The 23,183-nt window shown below is 72.9% G+C and carries 20 protein-coding genes; 7 read left to right on the top strand and 13 right to left on the bottom strand.

Annotation, left to right across the window (positions count from 1 at the left end; all coding sequences use genetic code 11):
- Positions 1-12 precede the first annotated feature (12 nt).
- The 6 genes from ACIP84_RS03855 to ACIP84_RS03830 all read right to left on the bottom strand — a co-directional run bounded on the left by ACIP84_RS03855 (position 13) and on the right by ACIP84_RS03830 (position 6,181).
- Positions 13-798, bottom strand: a complete 786-nt coding sequence (locus ACIP84_RS03855) for an ABC transporter ATP-binding protein (RefSeq protein ID WP_355964292.1) — start codon at positions 796-798, stop codon at positions 13-15.
- Complete coding sequence (locus ACIP84_RS03850; RefSeq protein ID WP_401794122.1) at positions 795-1,706, bottom strand: ABC transporter permease; 912 nt, start codon at positions 1,704-1,706, stop codon at positions 795-797. The genes ACIP84_RS03855 and ACIP84_RS03850 overlap by 4 nt, the downstream gene beginning before the upstream one ends.
- Positions 1,703-3,073 carry an ABC transporter substrate-binding protein gene (locus ACIP84_RS03845; RefSeq protein WP_355964294.1) on the bottom strand — a complete coding sequence of 457 codons (1,371 nt, stop codon included), beginning with the start codon at positions 3,071-3,073 and terminating at the stop codon, positions 1,703-1,705. The genes ACIP84_RS03850 and ACIP84_RS03845 overlap by 4 nt, the downstream gene beginning before the upstream one ends.
- A 14-nt stretch (positions 3,074-3,087) precedes the next feature.
- The gene (locus ACIP84_RS03840; RefSeq protein ID WP_030313017.1) at positions 3,088-3,315 is read right to left on the bottom strand and encodes a ferredoxin family protein; all 228 of its coding nucleotides are present in this window, start codon (positions 3,313-3,315) and stop codon (positions 3,088-3,090) included.
- Between the two features lie 111 nt (positions 3,316-3,426).
- On the bottom strand, positions 3,427-4,194 hold the full coding sequence (locus ACIP84_RS03835; RefSeq protein WP_355964295.1) for a GntR family transcriptional regulator: 768 nt from the start codon (positions 4,192-4,194) through the stop codon (positions 3,427-3,429).
- Positions 4,195-4,546: 352 nt separating this feature from the next.
- Complete coding sequence (locus ACIP84_RS03830; protein WP_401794117.1) at positions 4,547-6,181, bottom strand: amidohydrolase; 1,635 nt, start codon at positions 6,179-6,181, stop codon at positions 4,547-4,549.
- A gap of 94 nt (positions 6,182-6,275) precedes the next feature.
- Between ACIP84_RS03830 and ACIP84_RS03825 the strand changes: the two genes are divergently transcribed.
- The 3 genes from ACIP84_RS03825 (at position 6,276) to ACIP84_RS03815 (ending at position 8,007) form a co-directional block, all read left to right on the top strand.
- Positions 6,276-6,992 (top strand): TetR/AcrR family transcriptional regulator, encoded by a 717-nt coding sequence (locus tag ACIP84_RS03825; RefSeq protein ID WP_401794114.1) that lies wholly within the window; start codon positions 6,276-6,278, stop codon positions 6,990-6,992.
- A gap of 86 nt (positions 6,993-7,078) precedes the next feature.
- Complete coding sequence (locus ACIP84_RS03820) at positions 7,079-7,561, top strand: MarR family winged helix-turn-helix transcriptional regulator (protein WP_401794112.1); 483 nt, start codon at positions 7,079-7,081, stop codon at positions 7,559-7,561.
- Positions 7,558-8,007, top strand: a complete 450-nt coding sequence (locus ACIP84_RS03815) for a MarR family transcriptional regulator (protein ID WP_401794109.1) — start codon at positions 7,558-7,560, stop codon at positions 8,005-8,007. The genes ACIP84_RS03820 and ACIP84_RS03815 overlap by 4 nt, the downstream gene beginning before the upstream one ends.
- A 131-nt stretch (positions 8,008-8,138) precedes the next feature.
- Here ACIP84_RS03815 and ACIP84_RS03810 read toward each other — a convergent pair whose 3' ends face one another.
- Together ACIP84_RS03810 and ACIP84_RS03805 are read right to left on the bottom strand one after the other, a co-directional pair.
- Entirely contained in the window at positions 8,139-9,476 is a 1,338-nt protein-coding gene (locus ACIP84_RS03810) for a hypothetical protein (RefSeq protein ID WP_401794106.1), read from the bottom strand.
- Positions 9,477-9,745: 269 nt separating this feature from the next.
- Positions 9,746-10,411: a GPP34 family phosphoprotein gene (locus ACIP84_RS03805; RefSeq protein WP_401795653.1), complete on the bottom strand. Its 666-nt coding sequence runs from the start codon at positions 10,409-10,411 to the stop codon at positions 9,746-9,748.
- Positions 10,412-10,642: 231 nt separating this feature from the next.
- On the opposite strand from ACIP84_RS03805, the gene ACIP84_RS03800 reads away from it, so the two are divergent.
- The 3 genes from ACIP84_RS03800 to ACIP84_RS03790 all read left to right on the top strand — a co-directional run bounded on the left by ACIP84_RS03800 (position 10,643) and on the right by ACIP84_RS03790 (position 14,025).
- Complete coding sequence (locus tag ACIP84_RS03800) at positions 10,643-11,581, top strand: LysR substrate-binding domain-containing protein (RefSeq protein ID WP_401794103.1); 939 nt, start codon at positions 10,643-10,645, stop codon at positions 11,579-11,581.
- Between the two features lie 134 nt (positions 11,582-11,715).
- Entirely contained in the window at positions 11,716-13,086 is a 1,371-nt protein-coding gene (locus tag ACIP84_RS03795; RefSeq protein ID WP_401794100.1) for a carbohydrate-binding protein, read from the top strand.
- Between the two features lie 174 nt (positions 13,087-13,260).
- On the top strand, positions 13,261-14,025 hold the full coding sequence (locus ACIP84_RS03790; RefSeq protein WP_401794097.1) for a hypothetical protein: 765 nt from the start codon (positions 13,261-13,263) through the stop codon (positions 14,023-14,025).
- 23 nt (positions 14,026-14,048) lie between these two features.
- Here ACIP84_RS03790 and ACIP84_RS03785 read toward each other — a convergent pair whose 3' ends face one another.
- The 4 genes from ACIP84_RS03785 to ACIP84_RS03770 form a co-directional block, all read right to left on the bottom strand.
- Complete coding sequence (locus ACIP84_RS03785) at positions 14,049-15,452, bottom strand: GH1 family beta-glucosidase (RefSeq protein WP_355964304.1); 1,404 nt, start codon at positions 15,450-15,452, stop codon at positions 14,049-14,051.
- Positions 15,453-15,526: 74 nt separating this feature from the next.
- The gene (locus ACIP84_RS03780) at positions 15,527-16,438 is read right to left on the bottom strand and encodes a carbohydrate ABC transporter permease (RefSeq protein WP_401794094.1); all 912 of its coding nucleotides are present in this window, start codon (positions 16,436-16,438) and stop codon (positions 15,527-15,529) included.
- Positions 16,435-17,400 (bottom strand): sugar ABC transporter permease, encoded by a 966-nt coding sequence (locus ACIP84_RS03775; RefSeq protein ID WP_355964306.1) that lies wholly within the window; start codon positions 17,398-17,400, stop codon positions 16,435-16,437. Before ACIP84_RS03775 ends, ACIP84_RS03780 begins: the two co-directional genes overlap by 4 nt.
- Before the next feature lie 55 nt (positions 17,401-17,455).
- Complete coding sequence (locus ACIP84_RS03770; protein ID WP_401794090.1) at positions 17,456-18,775, bottom strand: extracellular solute-binding protein; 1,320 nt, start codon at positions 18,773-18,775, stop codon at positions 17,456-17,458.
- Between the two features lie 386 nt (positions 18,776-19,161).
- On the opposite strand from ACIP84_RS03770, the gene ACIP84_RS03765 reads away from it, so the two are divergent.
- Entirely contained in the window at positions 19,162-21,939 is a 2,778-nt protein-coding gene (locus tag ACIP84_RS03765; protein WP_401794087.1) for a glycosyl hydrolase, read from the top strand.
- A 133-nt stretch (positions 21,940-22,072) separates the two neighbouring features.
- Here ACIP84_RS03765 and ACIP84_RS03760 read toward each other — a convergent pair whose 3' ends face one another.
- Entirely contained in the window at positions 22,073-23,098 is a 1,026-nt protein-coding gene (locus tag ACIP84_RS03760) for a LacI family DNA-binding transcriptional regulator (RefSeq protein WP_401794084.1), read from the bottom strand.
- Between the last annotated feature and the right edge of the window lie 85 nt (positions 23,099-23,183).

The following is a 23,183-nucleotide window of genomic DNA, read 5'->3' as shown; positions in this document are numbered from 1 at the left end:
CGGGGACGCGCGTCAGAGGGAGTCGAGGACGCGGCGGCGCAGCGCGGCCGTGTCCGGCGCCTGCCGGGCGTCCCGCGCACGCGGGTGCGGTACGTCCAGGACGTCGCCGGTCGCGAACAGGGCGACCCGGTCGCCGAGATGGATCGCCTCGTCGACGTCATGGGTGACGAAGACGACGGTCGCGCCCGTGCCGCGCAGGATCTCCACCAGGAGGTCCTGCATCCCGGCGCGGGTGTGGGCGTCGAGCGCGCCGAACGGCTCGTCCATCAGGACGGCCCGCGGGCGGGCCGCGAGGGCGCGGGCCAGTTGGACGCGCTGCCGCTGCCCGCCGGACAGCTGGTGCGGGAGCCTGCGCGCGTGTGCGCCGAGCCCGACCCGCTCCAGCCACTCCTCGGCCGAGCGGCGCCGCTCGGCGCGGGGCACCCGCCGGATGGCGAGGGGGAGTTCGACATTGGCGCGGACCGAACGCCAGGGCAGCAGCGCGTCGTGCTGGAAGACCAGGGCACGGTCGGCGCCCGGCCGGCGGACCGGCTGCCCGTCCTGGGTGATCCGCCCCTCCAGCGGGGGCAGCAGACCGGCGAGCGTGCGCAGCAGGGTGGTCTTGCCGCAGCCCGAGGGGCCGACCACGGTCAGCAGCTCGCCGGGGGCGATCCGCAGGTCGACCGGGCCGGGCACGGCGACCCCGCCGGGGTGGCCGAGGCGGACGCCGTGCAGGGCGAGCTCCGCACCGGCGGAGGCCGTCGGCGCCGTCGGTGCGGACGGCTTCGCGGACACGGCGGACGGGCTCACGGTGCTCATGGAACCGGCTCCTTCTCGGGGCGACGGACGGCGGAAGCCGACGGGGACGCGGGAACGGCGATGGGTGCGGACGTGCTGGCCGCGCGGGCGGCGCCGCCGGCCGGCACCCGGGCGGTCGGGCGCGGCAGCCACGCCGTGACCCGGCGGCCCAGCGTCTCGACCGCGGTGGAGGTGAGCCAGCCCAGGGCACCGATCGTGGCCATGCCGACGAAGACGCCGGGGTAGTCGACGACCGTGTAGTCCTGCCAGGTGCGGTAGCCCACCCCGTACGCGCCGGAGATCATCTCCGCCGAGATCACACAGATCCACGAGACGCCGATGCCCACCGACAGACCGCCGAAGATCCCCGGCAGGGCGCCCGGCAGCACCACCGAGAACAGCACCCGCGCCCGGCTCCCGCCGAGGGTGAGCACCGCCTCCTCCCACACCGGGTTCAGGGCCCGTACGGCGTGCCGGGTCGACACGAGGACGGGGAAGAGGGCCGCGGCGCAGGTGATGAAGACGATGCCCTGCTCGTTGGTGGGGAGCAGCAGGATCGCGACCGGTACCAGGGCGATGGCTGGGATCGGCCGCACCACCTCGACCAGTGGGCCCAGGATGTCGGCGGCCCACCGGGACCGGGCGACGGCCGTCCCGGCCGCCACCCCGAGGACGGCGGCGAGAAGGAAGCCGACCGCGATCCGGCGCAGACTGTGGCCGAGATCCTGCCAGTACGCCTCGGTGCCGATCCGGTCCCCCAGGGCGGCGGCGACCTCGACGACCGTGGGGAACTGCTCGAACCGCAGCCACAGATCGACGTCGTAGGAGGTCAGCAGCTGCCAGAGCCCGAGGGCCGCGAGTGGGGAGGCCACCCGGACCAGCCGGCGGCCGGCGCTCGTGGCGCCGGTCCGGCGGCCTGCCGCGCTCATGACGCGAGCCTCACGGCGTCCGCGTACGGGACGATGCGCGCGCCGGCGTGCCCGGAGACGTACCGCTCGGCGCCCGAGCGGGTGACGAAGGCCCGCCACGCGGCGCCGTCCGCGACCCACACCGACCGGTCCGCGAACCACAGCGTCCCCGTCACCGCGTCCGGCACGTAGGCGGCCCGCACGGAGGCACCCTTCACGGCCTTGAGGAGTGCGGCGGGGCTGTCGAAGGTCTGGATCGTGCTCCGGCCCTTCAGCCACAACTCGGACCTGGGCCCGGCGGCCTTGGGATACGCGAGGTCCGGCACCGCCCGGCGCAGCGGCGCCGGGTCGACGAACGCGTCCACGTCGACGTCCTTCACCAGACCGGCCTCCTTGAGGACCGGCACGTCCTCCTTGAGCGCGGCGACCAGCTCAGGGCGGAGCGCCGGGTCGAAGGTCGCGATGCCCTGCGCGCCGTTGTAGAGGTAGACCACCTCGGCGGGCAGCCCGGTCTCCTCGGCGACCGTCTCGGCGGCGGCGACCGGCTGCTTCCGCAGATGGTCCGTGGCGCGGTTCTGCGCCCGCAGGAACGCGTCGAGGACGTCCGGGCGGCGCTGGGCGAACTCCTCGCGGACGGTGACCCCGTGGAAGGTCGGCAGGTTCAGCTCGGCGCCGTCGTACAGCGCCGTCGCCTTGCCCTGGAAGGCGAGCAGGCCCGGCCAGGCGACGAACTGGGAGAGGGCGTCGACACTTCCGGCCGTCAGGGCCGAAGCTCCCACGCTCGGCTGCTGGTTGAGCTTGCGGATGTCCTTCGCGGGGTCGAGCCCGGCACGTCGCAACGCCCGTACGAGGGTGCCGTCGGCCGCCGAACCGACACTGGTGGACACCTTGCGGCCCTTCAGGTCCGCCAGCGACGCGAGCGTCGAACCGGGGGCGGTGACCACGGTGTTGAGGCCACCGCGCAGGTTGTAACCGGTGACCGCGACGAGCCGCGTCGGCTCCTTGAGCTGCTTCCCGCGTGCCGCGTTGATCAGCAGCGGGAAGTCGCCCATCGAGCCGATGTCGATCTTCCCCGCGGTCATCTGCGCCGTGATCGGCGCCCCGGTCGCGTAGTCCTGCCAGACCACCCGGTACGTCAGGCCGTCCTTGCGGCCCCGGTTCGCGAGCTCCTCCTCGAAGTAGCCGAGGGACCGCAGCAGAGTGCCCGCGGTGACGGTGTTGATCGTCTTCGACTGGTAGCCGACGGTCACCGTGACCGTCTTCCCGTCGGAGGAGCCCCCGGCCTCGGCCCCGCCGCAGGCGGTGGCGAGGGGCAGGAGAAGCGCGAGGGGGAGGGCGAGCCGGCCGGCTCCCCGGTGGTGCGGCAGAGGAAGTCTTCCTCGGGACATGGGTGTTCGGCCTTTCACCGGAGCAGATAGGGCATGTTGACGGTGACCGCGCCCGTGGGGCAGCGGGCGGCGCAGGGGCCGCAGTACCAGCACTCGTCCACGTGCATGTACGCCTTGCCGTCCTCCTCGCGGATCGCGAGCGAGTCCAGCGGACACATGTCGACGCAGAGCGTGCATCCGTCGATGCACTTGGACTCGTCGATGGTCACGGGCACGTCGGCGCGCTGGGGGACCAGAGGCATGGCTGTCTCCAGGAAAGGGGTCGGCAGGAAGGGGCGGAACGCGAGAGGCCGAAGGGGCCCGGGAGGGGGAGGGCGGGGGAGAAGGGGAGGGGATGGGAGAAGGGGAGGCGATCAGAGCGAGCGGCGCAGGATGCCGCCCATCGTGATGCGGTCGCCCCGGAACCGGATGAACTCCAGGTCCACCGGCCGCCCGTCGGGCAGACACGTCAGCCGCTCCAGCATCAGGACGGCGGCCCCGCGCGGGGCCTGCAGGACGGCGGCGGAGTGCGCGTCGGCGTTGACGGCCTCCAGCGTGATCTCGGCGTGCCCGAGCGGGCCGCCGGTCAGCTGCTCCAGGAGCCTGAACACATCCGTGTTCTCCAGGTCGCAGCCGAGGAGTTCGCCGCCGATGTCCATCGGGAGGTACGACAGGTCGAGGGAGAGAGGCAGCCCGTTGAGCCGGCGCAGCCGCTCGATGCAGAGCACGTCGGTGTGCTCCGGCAGCCCGAGGCGGTGGGCCACCGGCCCCGGCGCGCCGACCGGCCCCATCGTCCGGACCTCGTTGGTGACCTGCCCGTGCTCGCGCAGGGTCTCGGCGAGACCCTGGAGCCGGTCCAGGCCGTGCGGGTACTTCTCGCACACCACCACCGTGCCGACCCCCGGCTGCCGTTCGACGATCTGCTCGCCGCGCAGCAGGTCCAGTGCCTGCCGGACGGTGTTCCGGCTGGCCCGGTAGTCGGCCGCGATCACGTCCTCCAGCGGCAGGACCCCGCCGGGGAAGCCACCCGCCAGGATCTGGTGGCGCAGCAGGTCGGCGAGCTGCCGCGCCCGGTCCGCACGCAGCCGCAGACGGCGGGCGGCGGCGAGGGGACGGGCGGCGGAAGCGGGTTCGGCGGGCATGGAAAGGAACGTAGCGGCGGGCCGTGCCGGATGGTGTTGCGGCAGTATTGCGCCACCTGACAGCCTGTACGCACCACTCTGACCTGCGGCGATTCCAGGCGCAGACAGACTTCCGCCACCCCGCCGCCCACTACGTGGACGCGCGGCTGCCCACCATGCGGGAAGGCCGGCCCGCCCCGGCCTCCACCGGGACGTGCCGGCGACGGAGAGATGGTGGTGGACCACGCCGAGCACCGGCTCGCCCGGGGCGAACAGACCGCTCGAACGGCTCGACCACGCCGCACCGCAACCGGTGCGCACGCTCACCGAGCCGCTCCGGCCGGCCGGAGCGGCCGCCGCCCTGCCGGTGAGCTCAGCGCGCGTGCACGAGACGGCCGCCCACGTACGTGCGCTCCACCCGGGCCGCGGCGATCTCCTCCGGCGGACCGGTCAGGATGTCGCGGTCGAGAACCACGAGGTCGGCGAGGTTCCCGGGGCGCAGACTGCCCGCGTCGTCGTGGCCGTTCGCGTGGGCGGAGCCGGCCGTGTAGGCGGCGAGGGCCGTGGGCAGGTCGAGGCGCTGCTCCGGCAGGAAGACCCGCTCGTCGGTGGCGCCGGGCTCACGGCGGTTGACGGCGACGTGGATGCCCGCGAGCGGATCGGGGCTGCTCACCGGCCAGTCGCTGCCCGCGACGAGGGTGGCTCCGGCGCGCACCAGATCGCCGAACGGGTACTGCCAGGCGCTGCGTTCGGGACCCAGGAACGGGATGGTGAGTTCGTCCATCTGCGGCTCGTGGGCCGCCCAGAGCGGCTGGATGTTCGCGAGGGCGCCGAGCGCGGCGAACCGGGGGAGGTCGTCCGGGTGGACGACCTGGAGATGGGCGAGGTGGTGGCGGTTGCCCCGGCGGCCGTTGGCGGCGACCGCGGCCTCCAGCGCGTCGAGGGCCTCGCGGACCGCCCGGTCGCCGAGGGCGTGGAAGTGGACCTGGAAGTCCAGGGCGTCGAGCTCCGCCACGTACCCCCGCAGCGCCCCGGGGTCGACGAAACTGAGTCCGCTGTTGGCGGTGGCGCAGCCGCAGCCGTCCAGGTAGGGGGAGGTCATGGCGGCGGTGAAGTTCTCCGCGATCCCGTCCTGCATGATCTTCACCGAGGTGGCACGGAACCGGCCGTGGCTCAACTTCTCGCGCAGCGCCACCAGTTCGGCGATCTGCTCGGACCCGCGCTGCCGGTCCCACCAGAGCGCCCCGGTCACCCGGGCGGTGAGCGAGCCGTCGCGGGCGGCGGTCGCGTAGGCGTCCGAGGGGTCGGCCCGGCCGCTGAACGCGCCGAGAAGCGCGTCCTGCCAGCCGGTGACGCCGAGGGAGTGCAGCAGCTCCTGGGCACGCAGGAGCCCCGCGAGACGGTCCGCCGGCGTGCTCGCCGGTACGAGGCGCGAGACCAGCGCCGTGGCGCCCTCCTGGAGCATGCCGCTGGGCGTGCCGTCCGGCTCGCGCTCGATGCGGCCGTCGGAGGGGTCCGGGGTGTCGGCGGTGATCCCGGCGAGTTCGAGGGCCTTCGTGTTGGCCCAGGCGCCGTGGTGGTCGCGGTTGGACAGCAGCACCGGCCGGTCCGGGACGACCGAGTCGAGCAGCTCCCGGGTGGGCAGTCCGCCCGCGAAGCTCTCCATCGACCAGCCGCCGCCGGTGATCCACGCGTGCTCCGGGTGCGCGTCGGCGTACGCCCGGACCCGGCCGAGGTACTCCGGGACGCCGACCGTGCCCGTCAGATCGCACTCGGCCAGTTCCGAACCGCCGAACACCGCGTGGACATGGGCGTCCTGGAACCCCGGGAGCAGCAGCTTCCCGGTCAGGTCGACGACCTCGGTCCGGGGACCGACGAGCTCCCGCACCTCGTCGTGGCCGACGTCGACGACGCGGTCGCCGACGACCGCGAGTGAGCTCGCCCGGGTGCGGGCCGGGTCGACCGTGAAGACGGGTCCGCCGGTGAAGACCAGATCGGCCGAGGTCATGGGGGTGCTCCTGAGGACGTGCGACGACGGGTGCCGGCACCATGCAATCCGTACCGCCGCATACACGTCAATGCTGTTGACATAAGGTCGGGGCATGGTCGAACGCGTGGTTCCCGAAGGCAGCCGACGGCGCCGCCGCCCCACCAGACAGGGCGCCGTCCTCTCGGAACGCCTCATCGTCGAGACCGCCCTGCGGCTGGTCGAGCAGCACGGCGCGGCGGCACTCTCCGTGCGGAGGCTCGGCGCCGCGCTCGGCGCCGACCCCACCGCCCTCTACCGCTACTTCCGCAACTCGGACGCCCTGCTCCTCGCCCTCGCCGACGAGCTCATCGGCCGCGCCCAGGAGGGCTGGACGGCCACCGGTGACTGGCGGGCGGACCTCCGCGCGATCGGGCTCCGCCTGCACGCCCGTTACCAGGCCCATCCGCAGGCCGCGCTTCTCGCGGCGCACCGGACCACCGGGCGCGCCCACGAGACCCGGGTGGTCGAGGGGATCCTCGGGGTGCTGCGTACGGCCGGCTTCCCGGACGGCCTCGCGGTCCGGATCTACCACGCCTTCGTCGACCAGGCCCTCGCCTTCGCCGCCCAGGACGCGGCGGCACTCGCCCTGCCGCCCGCCGCGCGGGAGAGGGAGGCGGAGGTCTGGCACGCGGTCTACGGCAGACTGCCGACCGGCACGCACCCGCACGTCGCGGCCGCGTTCCCCCTCCTGGCCGCCGACATGCGCGACAGCGGCTACCCCTTCGCGCTCGAACTCCTCCTCGCCGGGGCGGCGGCGCTCCACCCCCGCGCGCCGTCAGCACCGGCGTGAGCCCGGTGTCGGGCCCGGTGCGGGCCCGGTGTCGAGCGCAACGAAAATAGTAGCCATGTACATAGTAGCCATGTACTGTATTCAGCGTGAGTTCAGCAACCAACGACGCCTCCGCGGGCTTTCTCGTCTGGCGCCTGTCGATGAAGTGGCGCGTGGCCGTCGACCGGGCGGTCGCGCCGCTGGGTCTGACCCATGCCCAGTACGTGGTGATGGCGTCGTTGTACGGCATGTCGCGCTCCGGGCTGCGGCCCAGTCAGCGCGGGCTCGCCGACCGGACGGGGATGGAGCCGCTGTACGTCTCCAAGCTCGCCCGCGCCCTGGAGGCGTCCGGGCTCCTGGATCGCACCCGCGACCCGAGTGACCCGCGCGCCATGCAGCTGTCGCTCACCGACCAGGGGCTCGACGTCACGCTCCGGGCGATCACGGTCGTCCAAGGCCTCCTGGACCAGTTGCTCGCGCCGCTCGGGGGCCGGACCGGCTCGCGTACCCGGGACTTCACCCGCGAGCTGGCGATCCTGCTCGACGTACCTCTTGATCCGCACACCGAGACCGACGAGGAGCCATCATGACCACCACCGCACCCCGCGCCAACGGCCGGGTCCTGGCCCTGGCGCACCACGCGGCACGAGCCCGCCTGGAGGGCGTCCTGACCCGTCACGGCATCACGTTCCACCAGAGTGTGACCCTCCGGGCCGTCGCGGCCGCGGGCGAGTCCGTCGGCCGCGACGAGCTCGTCGGCGACGTCGTCGGTTCCCTGAAGACCGACGCGTCGGTCGTGTCCGGCGTGATCGAGGAGCTGACGGCCGCCGAACTGCTGGAGGCGGACCCGGCGGAGCCGGCGAGGATACGGCTCACGGACGCCGGTCGGGAGTCGTACGAGGTCACCGCGGCCGAATCCGCCGAGGTCTCCGCCCGGCTGTACGCCGGCATCACGGACGAGGAGCTGGAGGTGACGGGACGAGTGCTGACCCTGATCACGGAGCGCGCCAACGCCGAGCTGGCCGCCGGCGCCTGAGACTCCACACGGCCACGGCCACACACAGCCGCGGGCGCCCGGCACCGGCGGACACGGGCAAGGCGACCTCCGCCATGGCCGGAGGACGCCGGTGGGGAGCCACGCGCGGGAGACGTCACGCGCGGGAGGCGTCACGGGTGGGAGAACACGCCCACCATCCGGGTGTCCGGGTTGCTGCTCATCCCGACGATCGCGCCCCCGTCGGCGCGGTTGGCCCGCGCGTGCGTGCCCGCGTACCCCTCGTCGGTGAGGAAGACGCCCAACGCCGCGATCCAGTCGTCGACTTCGCCGGTCACGGGGTCGTACACCGGTTCCGGGCGCGGTACGACCCGCTCCTGAGCGACATAGCCGCCCCGCTCGACGGCCACGCGCACCGCCTTGTCCCACTCCGCGTCCGTGCACTCCCAGCCGACGAAGGTGTCGAGCCCGCCGTACCCGGCGCCCGGCTTCAGGATGAGCCGGTCCCGCCGCTCCCGGCAGAGGTCGACGAGGTCGGCGGGAACGGAGGCGTGGAGCGTGCGGCTCCACGGCAGGACCCGGTCGACGAGGGCCCGCTCGTCGGCGTCGAACGATCCGCGCCGCCGAGGGTCGGTCAGCAGCGCGAGGGCGCTCTTGTTCGAGTAGAAGCCGCTCTCCAGGGAGGTGAACAGGATGGTCCGGCCTTCCTGGTGGGCGCGGAAGAACGGTTCCGCCACGTCGGGACCCGCCGGGTCGTCGAGCAGCTGACTCGCCGCGAAGTTCCGCAGGACCAGGTCCAGAGGGGTGCCGCCCAGAGTGAGTTTGCCGTCGGACCGGGTGCTTACCTCGTCGATCTCCCCGATCCGCACGTCGATGCCCTGCTCGGCCATCGCCTCGACCGTCGCCCGCATCAGCCTCCCGTACGGGCCGACGCCACCGCGCCCCTCGATCAGCCCGACCACCGGGTCCCCGCCCCCGGACAGCGCCGGCCTGGCGCGGTCGCGCAGGACGGCCGCCGTCCGCGCCGCGATGTCCACGTGGTCGAGCCGGTGCTCACGCGCGAAGTCCGCGAACGCGGGCACCCGCAGCAGCCTCTGGTTGAACACGGCCATGTCCACACCGCCGACCTCGCTGCCGAGGTTGAACTCCAGGAGCTTGTACGCGGTGCCGTCGTGATAGGCGTCGGCGCGGCCGAACTTGGCAGGGACGCCGGAGCCGCCCCGACGGAGCAGCGCGGCCAGCGGGGGATCGATCCCGACCTCCGCCGCGTACCGGTCGACGTCCCCGTCGAAGAGCCGGAGCGGCAGCGACACCAGCAGCGCGAAGAGCCCCTCCAGGTCCCGTGCGAAGGCGGCCGTCTCGGGGGCCCGTACGAACCAGGGCCGGGGCAGCAGATGCGCCCGCCACGCCTCCTCGAAGGCGGGCGGCAGTTCGGCCCGCGCCACGGCCTCGGCGAGCCCGCGGTTCCCGCCCAGGCACTCGTCCACGTATGTCCGGCTCAGATCGGTCATCTGCGTCGCTCGCTTCCCTGGAGGAATCGGGAACGTGATCGGAAAGGCGAGCAGCCTACCCGCCGGTGCACGGCGGCACACGGCGGACCGGATACGGCACCGCGCTCTGCCCGCTGCGCACGGCGGACGGCAGCCGCCTCGTCCGCGTTAGCGGAACGTGAGTGAGACGTGAGCGGCGGGAGGGACAGTAGTGGCGGACCGGGGCGGGCCGTGGGGGCCTGCCCCGGTCCGCTCCCCGCACCGCCTCGAACGGCGCTCGCCGCGCCCGTTCAGCTGGTGACCGCCACCACCGTGGCCGTCGTGACCACGAGCATCGCGGCCTGCATGTCCCGGATCGCCCGGCGCACGCTCTCCGCCGCCCACTGGCCGGCCGTGAGTTCCTCCAAGCGGGCCGCGACCTCCTTGCGGGGTATGTCGGGGAACGCCAGGCGGTGGAGCTTGGCGCCGTGGATCAGGGCGAGAAGGCCCGTGGTCCGGGCGCTGTGGGCCGGGCCGTCGGTGAGGACCGTGTGCAGCCTGGTCCTCAGTTCGCGTTCGACGGAGCCGTCCGCCTCCGGGTAGCGGACGACGGGGAAGAGGCCCATCACCCGCTGCCGCTCCTCACGCACAAGGCCGCGCTCACAAAGGCTCTCGACCGTGGCCTTCACGGCCTTGGACTGGTCCTTGGTCAGCCACTCGGCGACCTTCGGCGCCCTGCCCTTCTTCGCGCACCACGCGCCGATCTGCCGCAGCCGCTCGTCCAGCAGCGGCACCTCGGTGGGCGTCGTGTCCGTGACCCGCAGCCGTCCGTCGTCGACCGACAGGCGCCCCGCCAGGACGAGATCGAGCACGATGCCGCCCGCGACCGCCCACGCGGCGGTCTGCCGCTCCTTCGCGACCCCGGACACGTCGTCCAGGGACAGCAGCATGATCTCCTCCGCGAGCGTGACCGCCACCCCGTACCCCCCTGACTTCCGCATGCGACCGTCCGCACGCGCGCGTGTGCGGCGCCGCCGGACGGGCGAACGTCCCCCGGCACCCTTCGCTGCTCAGGACGAGCCGAGCACGTGTGCGGTTCCCGCCGACGGGCCATCGCCCGCTGTGACCTGCGTCGTTCCGTGTACATGGCGGAATTCGGGTCGTGCTTTGGTCTGGACCGCAGCGGGTCGGCGCGTCAAGCTCTCGCTATGGACTTGGAGCTGAGGCACCTCAAGACGATCCGGGCCATCGCCGACGCGGGGAGCCTCACGCGCGCCGCGACCGCGCTCGGGCTCGCCCAGCCGGCGCTCAGTGCTCAGCTCAAGCGGATCGAACGGGCCCTGGGCGGGGCTCTGTTCGAGCGGGGGCGGGAGGGCGTACGGGCCACGGCGCTCGGTGACCTGGTGCTCGAACGGGCGCGAGTGGTGCTGCCCGCCGTCTGTGAGCTGCAGGAGGAGGCGGTGCGCTTCGCGCGGGGCGGGGCCGAGGGCTACCGGCTCGGCGGCACCCACGGGCCGCTGCTCGGCGGCCTGGTCGACCGGATCGCGCGCGACGACCCCGGCGCCCCCGTCACCACGTACATCTCGTGGTCGGAGCGCGAGATCGCCGGCGGGGTCGCCGACGGCCGCCTCGACTTCGCCCTGGTCGGGGCCTGCGGCGAGAGCGGTCCGCCCGAGGCGGGACGCCTGGCCTGGACGGAGGTCGCCCGCGACCCGGTGTACGTGATGCTGGCCGCCGACCATCCGCTGGCGCCCCGCACCGAGATCGACCTGGCCGAACTGGCGGCGGAGGCCTGGACCGACGTGCCGGGCGACGGCTGCTTCGGCGACTGTTTCGCGGCCGCTTGCGTACGCGCCGGGTTCACCCCGGCCTGCGTGTACGAGACGGACACCGCCTCCTGTGTCCACCTGGTGCAGGTCGGCCGGGCCGTCGGACTGTGCCGGGCCACCTTCCCCGTCACCCCGGGCCTCGTCACCCGCCCCCTCGCCGGCGCCCCGCTGATGTGGCGGCATCTGCTCGGCTGGCATCCCGAGGGGCGCGCGGCCTCCCGGTCCGCCACGGTCCTCGGCCACACCCGGGCCGCCCACGCCGAGGCGCTGGCGACCAGCGCGGGCAGGCTGCGCACGGGGGTGGCACCCCCGGCATAACGCCGTGGCAGGGGCCGACTGGCAACTCCCTTCTCCGCGTGGCGATCCCTACGGTTCCAGCAGATCCCCCACCGCGATCCGGGACCAGGGACCGAGATCCCCGCACCGCGATCCGAGAACCGAGGAGACTCCCCATGCTCCGACGACACGCCCGCGCGGCGTGTACCGCCCTCGTCGCCGCCGCGATGGCGCTGGCCGGACTCCAGGCCGGTGCCGCCGCAGCGGCCCCGGACGTCCGGGACCCGCACCGCGCCCCGACCCTCAGAACCGCCGCGCAGACGCTCGGCGCCGACTCCGCCCGGCCCGAGCTGCTCGACGCCATGCGGCGCGACCTGGGACTCACCCCCTCCCAGGCCCTGACCCGCCTCGCCAACGAGGCCGAGGCGGGCGCCACCGCGGCCCGGCTCCGCCAGGGCCTCGGCGGTGCCTTCGCCGGTGCCTGGGTGGACGGCGCCGAGGCCGGCACCCTGACCGTGGCCACCACCCGCGCCGCCGACACCACCGCGATACGGGCCACGGGGGCGCGGGCCCGGCTCGTGACGCACAGTCTTTCCGCCCTGGAAAGCGCCAAGCAGCGGCTCGACCGGTCCGCCGGCACCGACGCGCCCGTCCGCTACGTCGACGTCCGCGCCAACGTCCTGGTCGTCGAGGAGACCAGGGCCGGTGCCGGGGCGCGGCTCGTGCGGGCCACCGGCGTGCCGCGCGAGCTGGTGCGCGTCGTCCGCACCGGCCAGGCACCCCGCCCGCTGTACGACATCCGGGGCGGCGACGCGTACTACATGGGCGGCGGCGGCCGCTGCTCGGTCGGCTTCGCGGTGACGCGGGGCACCACCCAGGGCTTCGCGACCGCAGGTCACTGCGGCCGGGCGGGCACCACCACCAGCGGGTTCAACCAGGTGGCACAGGGCAGCTTCCAGGGCTCGGTCTTCCCCGGCAACGACATGGCCTGGGTCGCCGCCAACACCAACTGGACCTCCACCCCGTACGTCAAGGGCTCCGGCGGCGGGAACGTCCAGGTGACCGGCTCGGTGCTGCAGCCCGTCGGCTCCTCCGTGTGCCGCTCCGGCTCGACCACCGGCTGGCACTGCGGCACCGTGCAGCAGCACAACACGAGCGTCACCTACCCCGAGGGCACCATCTCCGGGGTGACCCGCACGACCGTCTGCGCCGAGCCCGGCGACTCCGGCGGCTCGTACATCTCCGGCAGCCAGGCCCAGGGCGTCACGTCCGGCGGTTCGGGTAACTGCTCCAGCGGCGGCACCACCTTCTTCCAGCCACTGAATCCGCTGCTCCAGAACTACGGGCTCACGCTGAAGACCACCGGCACCGACCCGGGCCCCGGGCCGGGCGAGCCGGAGCCGGGCGGCACCTGGACGGCCGGAAAGGTCTACGCGGCCGGGGACGTCGTCACCTACGGCGGCGCGAGCTACCGCTGCCTCCAGGGCCACCAGGCCCAGGCGGGCTGGCAGCCGCCGAACGTCCCGGCGCTGTGGCAGCGCCTGTGACCCTGGCCGAATAGTGACCGGGGGTGCCGTGGACCCGAGGGGGGTGTCGCGGCACCCCCTCGGGTACGCCGTAGGATCACCGCGATCTTGATCAACAACCTTGGTCGACGATCACGGTCAACTACAGGGTGCCGTCCTCGGAACGGCACGTGCGCCTCGCGGGGGAGTCGGCACATGAGCAGGTTTCGGGCAGTCGTGGCCTCGGTCGTCATGGCCTCGTCCGTGGCGGTGACGCTGACGGGCTGCGGCTCCTCCGCGCCCTCGGACACCAAGGGCTCGACGGGACAGGCCTCGGCCGGGAAGACGTCGGAGGGCCGGACCTCCACCGGCGGCTCGGCCACCGGCGGCGGGGAGGGCGGTGCCGCCCCGGCCGCCGAGAAGCTCGCCGCCGACCCCGGCACCCGCTACACGGCCATCGCCGTGCCGGAACTGGAAGGCCTCGTCTGCGACGAGGGCGACGGCGGTTTCCACTACGGCAGCGACCTCGACATCATCGTCACCGGAGACGACGACCTCAAGGAGATCGAGGGCGACAGCCAGGACCTCGCCGACGAGGTGTCCTGCTTCGGCAGCCCGCGCAACGTCCTCCGCAAGGGCACCATGTCGGCGTCGGCGCCCATGTTCACCGCCAGGACCCACCTGTACGAGAACGTGTCCGACCCCGCCGCCGCGCTGAACAGGATCTTCGACGCGTCCGTGGAGCTCGCCACGGGCTACGGCCGCAACTTCACCGGCGAGCCCCTGACCGCGGCCGGCGGCACCCTCGTCGTGAAGTGCCGGCAGAACGTCACCGACACCTTCCCGATGACCACCTGCTTCTGGGCGAACTACGGCGCAGCCGGCGTCGTGGACTTCTTCCCGGCGGACACGCAGTACATCCCCGTGGAATCGGCCGTCCCGTGGACCCGGGCCTTCGTCGCCGGCGCGCTGCGGAAGTAGCCGGGCCCGGGCCGGGCCGCCCGTCAGGCCTCCGCCAGACCCCCGCGCGCGATGACCTCCGCGTACCAGCGGGCGCTGTCCTTCAGCGTCCGCCGCTGCGTCGCGAAGTCCACGTGCACGATGCCGAACCGCTTGCTGTACCCGTACGCCCACTCGAAGTTGTCCAAAAGCGACCACAGGAAGTACCCGCGGACGTCCGCCCCGTCCGCGAGCGCGCGGTGCACCGCCGCCAGATGCGCGTGGAGGTACGCCACCCGCTCCGGGTCCTTCACGTTGCCCGAGGGGTCGGCGTAGTCGTCGTACGCCGCACCGTTCTCGGTGATCACCAGCGGCACGCCCGGCAGCTCGTCCCGCAGCCGGATCAGCAGCTCGTGCAGCCCGTTCGCGTCCACCGGCCAGTCCATCGCCGTCCGCGGCCCGGGGGCCGGCTCGAACCGGACGTGCCGCTCCGCGCCCGCCCACGGCGAGGGCGACTCCGAGCTGCCCGCCCCGACGACCGAGGGGGAGTAGTAGTTGATGCCCAGCGAGTCGATCGGCGCGGCCGCCGCCGCCAGATCGCCGTCCCGCACGAAGGACCAGTCCGTGACCGACGCCGTGTCGCGGACCAGGTCCTCCGGAAGCCGGCCGTGGAAGACGGGGTCGAGGAAGACGCGGTTGCCGACCGCGTCGATCCGGCGCGCCGCGTCCAGATCCTCCGGCGCCTGCGAGCAGGGCCGCACCGCGTGGAGGTTGAGGGTCAGCGACACCTCGGACGCGGCGGGCAGCGCCCCGCGCAGGGTACGCGCCGCGAGCCCGTGCGCCAGGTTCAGGTGGTGGGCGGCGCGGAGCGAGGCGAGGGCGCTGGTGCGGCCCGGGGCGTGCACGCCGTTGCCGTAGCCGAGGAAGGCCGCGCACCAGGGCTCGTTGAGCGTGGTCCAGGTCGCCACCCGGTCGCCCAGGGCGTCCGCCATGATGGCCGCGTACTCGGCGAACCGGTACGAGGTGTCCCGCTGCGGCCAGCCGCCGGCGTCCTCCAACTCCTGGGGGAGGTCCCAGTGGTACAGCGTCGCCACCGGGCGGATACCGGCGTCGAGGAGGCGGTCGACGAGCCGCCGGTAGAAGTCCAGGCCCTTGCGCACGGCGGGGCCGCGCCCGGTGGGCTGCACCCGGGGCCAGGCGATCGAGAAGCGGTAGTCGGTCACGCCGAGCCGCCGCATCAACTCGACGTCCTCGTCGACCCGGTGGTAGTGGTCGGCGGCGATGTCACCGGTGTCGCCGTTGCGCACCTTGCCGGGCGTACGGCTGAAGGTGTCCCAGATGGAGGGCGTGCGGCCGTCCTCCGCCGCCGCCCCCTCGATCTGGTAGGCGGCCGTGGCGGTGCCCCAGCGGAAGCCCTCGGGGAAGCGGAGGACGGTCGTGGTGTCGGTACGGGCGTCGAGCGCGGTCATGGGATGGGAACTCCCTGGAGTGAGAGGTCTGGGGATGGGGGAGGCGGCGACACGGGGACGAGGGGGGCGGCGGGTCAGCCCTTGACCGCGCCCTGCATGATGCCGCCGACGATCTGCCGGCCCAGCAGGCCGAAGACCAGGAGCACCGGCAGGGTGCCGAGCAGCGTGCCCGCCATGATCACGGACTGGTCGTGGACGTATCCGCCGCCGAGCTGGCGCAGGGCGACCTGGACCGTGGGCTCGGAGGAGGTGAGGGCGACGACCGGCCAGAAGAAGTCGTTCCAGGCGGCCATGAAGGTCAGCAGGCCCAGGACGGCCATACCGGGTCGGGCGATCGGCACCACGATCGACCAGAAGATCCGGGCGGTGGACGCGCCGTCGACCCGCGCCGCCTCGATCAGCTCGTCCGGCAGCGTCTGCACCAGGTACTGGCGCATGAAGAACACCCCGAACGCGGACACCAGGCCCGGCAGGATCACCGCCTGGAGCTGGTTCACCCAGCCCAGCTCGGCGATCAGCATGAACAGCGGGATCACACCCAGCTGCGGCGGGATCATCATGGTGCCGATCGTGATCGCCAGGAGCGCGCCACGGCCCTTGAAACGGAGCTTGGCGAAGGCGAAACCGGCGAGCGTACAGCAGAGCACGGTCCCGAGGGTGATCGAACCCGACACGATGAGGGAGTTGAGCAGGGCCTTGCCGATGTCCGCCTCTTCGAGGACCGCCTCGAAGTTGCGGATCAGGTTCGGGCCCGGCAGCAGCGTCGGCGGCACCTTCGCCAGGTCGGCGTTGGAGCGGCTCGCCGCGACGATCGTCCAGTAGAAGGGGAACGCCGAGAACAGGACGGCGACGACGAGGATCCCGTACGCGAGCGGGCCCGCGTGCAGGGTGCGGCCGGCCCGGGAGGGGCCTCGTGCCGCGGTGGAACCGGGCGTGCGGCCGGCCCGGGAGGGGGCTCGCGTCACGGTGGAACCGGGCGCGGTCATCGGCCGGCCTCCTTGCGGGAACGGCGGCGCGCGACCAGGGCGTTGACCCCGACGAGCACCACGATGAGCAGGAACATCACCCAGGCGATGGCGGCGGCCCGGCCCAGATGGAAGAAGCCCCAGCCCTGCTCGTACATGTACAGGCCGAGCGTCTGGTACTGGTGCGAGATGCCGCCCGAGATGGACCCTTCGAGCAGCAGCGGCTCGCCGAACAGCTGGGTCGCGCCGATCGTCGACACGATGACGGTGAACAGGATCGTGGGCCGCAGCCCCGGCAGCGTGACGTGGAAGAACTGGCGCCACCGCGAGGCCCCGTCCATCGCGGCTGCCTCGTACAACTCGTGCGGGATCGACTGCATGCCGGCCAGGTAGATCAGCGCGTTGTAGCCCGTCCAGCGCCAGATGACGACCGTCGACACGGCGATCTGCGAGGCGACCGTGCCGTTCTGCCAGTCGACGGGGTCGATGCCGACCAGGCCGAGCGCGTAGTTGATCAGACCGAAGTCCCGCCCGAAGAGCTGGGCGAAGACGAGGGTGGCGGCGGCCACCGAGGTCGCGTACGGCAGGAGGACCGCGGTCCGCAGGAAGGTGCGGCCGCGCATCCTGTAGTTCAGCAGATGCGCGAGCCCCAGGGCCATGACGAGCTGCGGCACGGTGGAGAGCACACCGATGGTGAACGTGTTGCGCAGCGAGAGCCAGAAGTACTCGTCGCCGAACAGCGCGGTGTAGTTGCCGAGGCCGCGCCACTCCATGTCGCCGGGTGTCTGGAGCTCCACCCGGTAGAGCGAGACGAAGGCCGTGTAGAGCAGCGGGAAGAGACCGAAGGCGACGAACAGGGTGAAGAACGGGGCGAGGTAGGCGTACGGCGAGAACGACTGCCAGGCCCGCCGGGCGGACCCCCGCCGCGCGGGCGGCGGGACCGGCTTCGGCGGGGCCGGCGTCTCGGGTGCGGTGAGGGTCACGGCGCGGCCCTTCGGAGGAGTGGGGGAGATGTGGGGATCAGGGAGCCGGCGGAGGTCAGCCGACGGTGTTCGCGACGCCCTTCTTCGCGTTCGACCAGGCCTTCTCCGGCGAGGTCCCCTTCCGCTCGACCTCGCTCAGCGCGTTCGTGATCTGCTGCGCGATGTTCTGGTCGTGCACGCCGAGCACCTGCACCGGGGCCGCCTTCGCCGCGTCACCGAAGATCTGCCCGATGGGGGCGTCGGAGAAGAACGGGTCCTTCGCGCCGGCGACCTTCGCGATCGCGCCCGTGGCGGACGGGAAGTTGCCCTGCTTCTGGAAGAGCTTCGTCTGCTGCTCGGGGGCGGTGAGCCACTTCACCAGCTCGTACGCCTCCTTCTTGTGCTTCGCTGCCTTCGGCACCGCCAGGTAGGAGCCGCCCCAGTTGCCGGCGCCGCCGGGGAGCGTGGCGACGTCCCACTTGCCCTTGCCGGCCTCACCGGCCTGGCCCTTGATGTAGCCGAGCATCCAGGCGGGGCACGGGATGGTGGCGAAGGAGCCGGCCGCGAAGGCCTGGTTCCACTGCGGGGACCACTGGTCGAGCTTGGCGCTCAGCCCGTCCTGCGCCGCCTGGACGGAGTGGTCCCAGGCGGTGCGCAGCGCCGGGTTCTCCTCCCAGATCAGCTTTCCGGAGGCGTCGTAGTACCGCTCCTTCTCCTGCCCGATCATGATCGAGTAGAGGCTGCCGACGCTGTCGAGCCAGGCGCTCTTGGCGGGGGCCTTCGCCTTGTACTGCTTCCCGAGGGCGAGGTAGCCGTCCCAGGTGGACCACTTCTCGGCGAGCTGCGCGCGGTCGGTGGGGAGACCGGCCTGCTTGAAGAGGTCGGTGCGGTAGCACATCGCCTCCGGGCCGACGTCGGTGCCGAGGCCGAGGACCTCGCCGCCCTTGCCGCTCGCCGCGGCCCACTTCGCCGGGGCGAACTGGTCCTTGAGGGAGTCCGCGCCGTACTTCCTGAGGTCCTCGAACCGGTCGGCCTGCTGCTGGGTGACGGAGGCGATCCGGCCCACCTCGATGCCCTGCACGTCGGCGAGGCCGGCGCCGCCGGCGAGCCGGGTCTGGAGGGACTTCCAGTAGTCGGCCTCGTCCTCGGTGTCCGTCTGCTTGATGGTGACACCGGGGTGGAGCTTCTCGTACTCGGCGTAGAGCCCGGCCTCCTTGTATCCGAAGGAGCCGAACAGATCGACGGTGATGGTGACCTCGCCTCCCGCGCCATCGGCGGAGGTGTCGTCCGACGCACCTCCGCAGGCGGCGAGCAGGGCCCCGGTGAGCGCGACCGCCCCGAGACGGACGACGGCTCGCCTGGCGGTGGTCGTGACGGCGGCTCTGGCGATGGGCATGGGAAGCCTCCCTTGGCTCCGGAACGAGCGAGAGCGACTGAGAGCGCTCTCAAGCGTGCGGGGGGAGCGTGCCTGGGGCGGAGCCCATCCGTCAAGGCTCGAAGGCGTAACGGACGGGAAGAGCCGTCAAGTCCGGCCTGTGTTCAATCTCTTGACACACGTGTTTCGGCGGTTTTACGTTTCCGGCGTCTTGAGAGCGCTCTCTCGAAGCTTTCCGCCTCTCTCCGCCTCTCTCAGCCTCTCTCCGTACCTCCCTCCAACTCTCCGCATCTCTCGCGGCGGTCGCCCGGGCGCCCACCGCGAGACCGTCCGCTCCCCCCGCCCATCCCCGCTCCGCGCATCCCCTCCGTGCCCCCACTCGTCGCGAACGACATGAGGTGCCGTACATGCCAGCCCCCCGCACAAGGCCGGCCGCCGCGCTGGTCCTGGTCTCCGCCCTCGCCGCCCTGGGACTCGGCCCCGCCGCCGCCCCCGCGGCAGCGGCCACCGTCCCCACAGGCGCCGGAAGCTACTCCGACACCCGCCCCGCCGGAACCTCCGGCCCCACCACCAACACCGGCGCCCCGGTCACCCCCAAGGTCACCGCCGCCGCCCAGGGCAAGCCGGTCCCCACCAACGACTGGTGGTCCTCCCTCGCCTTCCAGCGCTACGGCGACAACCCGTACTCCACTCCCATGTACGGCCACCCGCTCACCTACCAGGCCGTCGCCGGCGGCCTCGAACTCGGCTACCCGACCACCCCCGCCATCGTCGGCGACGGGCGCCAGTACGAGTTCGCCCACAAGGCCGACCTCACCCTCGGCCTCACCGGGCTCAACTCGCCCGACACCAAGGCCGACGCCTGGTCCGACTGGACCGTCACCCCCTACTGGTCCGACGGCGCCCGCACCCTGCGCACCACCATCGGCCACGGCATGCCCTTCGTGTACGCCAAGGGCACCGGCGGCGACGCCAGGATCACCACCGCCGGCGCGCCCGCCGTCTTCGCCGACCAGGGCAACGTCCTCGGCATCACCGTCGCGGGCCACCACTACGCCCTCTTCGCGCCCAGCGGCACCGACTGGACCGTCTCAGGGTCCAGCATCACCGCAGGGCTCGGCGGCAAGGACTACTTCTCCGTCGCCGTCCTGCCCTCCACCGACGCGCTCGCCACCTACCGCAAGTACGCCTACAGCTTCGTCACCGGATCCACCGTGAACTGGAGCTACGACGCGGGCACCGTCCGTGCCACCTACGCCCTCACCACCGAGGCGAAGGAGGGGACCGAGCGCGGCACCCTCCAGGCGCTCTACCGCCACCAGTGGCTGAACACCACCGACCCGCTCACCCCGTACACCTACGTCTCGCCCCGCGGCACCATGAAGGTCCGCGAGTCGGCCTCCTTCACCACCAGCCAGAAGGCGGCCGCCACCCTGCCCGGACTGCCGGGCGGCGGCGGGGTCGACACCGCCCGCCTGCGCGGCTATCTCAACGAGGTCGCGAACTCCGCCGACCCCTTCTCCGGGGCCGTCGACACCTACTGGACCGGCAAGGCCCTCGGCAAGCTCGCCCAACTGGTGCCGCTCGCCGACCAGATCGGCGAGACCGCGCTCCGCGACAAGCTCCTCGGCCAGATCAAGGGCCGGCTCCAGGACTGGTTCACGGCCGGCGGCGCCAGCGAGTTCTCGTACGACACCGCGTGGAAGACCCTCACCGGCTACCCGGCCTCGTACGGCAGCGACACCGAACTCAACGACCACCACTTCCACTACGGCTACTACGTGTACGCCGCCGCGATCGTCGCCCAGTACGACGCGAACTGGGCGGCGGACTCCGCCTGGGGCGCGATGGTGAAGACCCTGGTCCGCGACACCGCCAACCCCAGCCGGACCGACACCGCCTTCCCCTTCCTCCGCGGCTTCGACGTCTACGCCGGACACAGCTGGGCCAGCGGACACCAGGGCTTCGCCGCCGGCAACAACCAGGAGTCCTCCTCCGAGTCGACCAACCTCAGCGCCGCCCTCGTCCTCTGGGGCTCGGCCACGGGCAACACCCAGCTCCGCGACCTCGGGACGTACCTGCTCACCACCGAGGGCGAGGCCATCGCCCAGTACTGGTTCGACGCCGACCAGCAGGTCTTCCCCGCGTCCTTCCAGCACGACACCGCCGGCATGGTCTGGGGCAGCGGAGCGGCCTACGCCACCTGGTGGACCGCCAACCCCGAGGAGATCCACGGCATCAACGTCCTCCCGGTGACCGGTGGCTCACTCCACCTCGGCGGACACAAGGACGCCGTCCGCCGCAACATCGCCGAGATGGAACGGGAGAACCCCGGCCCCGCCGTCGAATGGCGCGACATCCTCTGGGAGTTCCAGTCCTTCGCCGACCCGGCCGCGGCCAAGGCCAAGTGGGACGCGGGCAACGCCGGTTACACCCCGGAGGCGGGCGAGTCCAAGGCCCACACCTACCACTGGCTCACCACTCTCGACGCGCTCGGCGCCCCCGACGCGACGGTCACCGGATCCATCCCCACCTCCGCCGTCTTCACCAAGGGCACCACCCGGACGTACGTCGCCCACAACCACGGCGCCACCGCCCGTACCGTCACCTTCTCGGACGGCAAGTCCCTGTCCGTTCCCGCGCGTTCCACCGCCAGCGGAACGGGGACGGGCGGCACCGATCCCGGCCCGGACCCGGAGCCGTCCACCGGCAACACCTTCCAGCTCCGCACGGGCGGCACGCTCACCACGGCCACCGGCGCCACGGCGGGCAGCGACACCGTCCTCTCCGCGCAGGGCGGCAACTACGACGGCACCCCCAACCGGCCGGTCGTCTACGAGGCCAGGGGCGTCAACGGCACGCTGAAGGCGGGCGCCTCCACCGCCTTCCGCCTCCAGATCGACGCCGGCACGGCCGTCGGCCTCGGCCAGCAGGCCCGGATCAGCTACGACCTCACCGGCGACGGCACCTTCGAACGGACGGAGACCTACCACTACTTCGCCACCGACCCGGTCGCCGGCTGGGAGGAGTACGCCCAGTCCCGCGGCCTCAGGTCCGCCACCGGAACGCTCGGCAACCTGACGGGCGGCACGGTGCGCCTGGAGGTCTGGAGCGCGATCGGCAACGGCGACTCGCGCGTCCAGACGGGCACGGACCGGTCGGTGGTGGTCATCCCCTTCGGCTGACCCCCTCGGCTGACCCTCTCGGCTGACCCCCTTCGACTGATCGTCCGAGCCCCTCGGGGAACGGAGCGGCGGGCCGGGTTCCTCCTCACCCGGCCCGCCGTCCCGTGTACTCCCGACCTCCCCGTCCGCCGCCTCAGGCCGAGTCGCGGAGCACGAGCGACGTGGGCGTGACGACGGGCGCGGGGGTCGCGGGACCGGTCCCGTCGAGCAGCCGCATCAGCACCTTCACCATCAGCCGGCCCATGTCCTCGATGTCCTGGTGCACGGTGGTCAGGGACGGGGACGTCCGGCGCACCACCGAGGCCATGTCGTCGAAGCCGACGACCGCCACGTCCTCCGGCACCCGCACACCGCGCTCGCGCAGCGTCAGCAACGCACCCGAGGCCATCAGGTCGTTGGCCACGAACACGGCGTCGAGGTCGGGCCGCCGGTCGAGCAGCTCCGCCATCGCGCGGGCCCCGCTCTCCTCGGTGAAGTCGCCCCGGGCCAGCAGGGTGGGATCGGCGTCGACCAGGACGTCGCGGTAGCCGTGGAGCCGGTCGAGCGCCGACGTCTGATCGCCCGGCCCGGAGATGTGGGCGATGTTCCGGCGGCCGAGATCCACCAGATGCCGCACCGCCGCACGGGCGCCCCCGCGGTTGTCGCAGTCGACGAACGGCACCGTCGGACTCGTGCCGGGGGCCGGCCGGCCGCCGTACACCACCGGGATGCGGGTCCGGTCGATGACGGCCGGCAGCGCGTCGTCGTTGTGCAGCGAGAAGGCCAGCGCGCCGTCCACGTGCCCGCCCCCGAGATACCGGGCGATCCGGTCGTGATCCCCCGGACCCTCCACCCACAGCAGCACCAGCTGGGCGTCGTGCGCGGTCAGCTCCCGGCTGATGCCCCGCACCTGCTGCTCGAAGAACGGGTCCGAGAAGATCCGGAACTCGGGCTCCGCGATGATCACCGCCACAGCGCCGTTGCGCCGGGTGACCAGCGTGCGGGCCGCGTGGTTCGGCACGTAACCGAGCTCGTCGACCGCCCTGCGCACCTTCTCGACCAGCGGAGGCCGTACGCCCGCGCCCCCGTTGACGACCCGCGAGGCCGTGGCGCGGGACACACCGGCGCGAGCGGCGACGGCTTCCAGCGTGGGGCGGGGCCCCGTGGTCTGCTCGGGCAAGGCGTGCGCTCCTCGGCTGCGTGGTGGGGCGGGGTGTTCGCTGCGGTGTGCGGTGTGCGGTGTGCGGTGTGCGGTGTGCGGTGTG

The sequence above is a fragment of the Streptomyces sp. NPDC088707 genome, assembly GCF_044752725.1.
In the GTDB taxonomy this organism is placed as follows: domain Bacteria; phylum Actinomycetota; class Actinomycetes; order Streptomycetales; family Streptomycetaceae; genus Streptomyces.
Note: the sequence above shows the minus strand (reverse complement) of the source record. Positions and strands in the feature narration are given on the sequence as shown.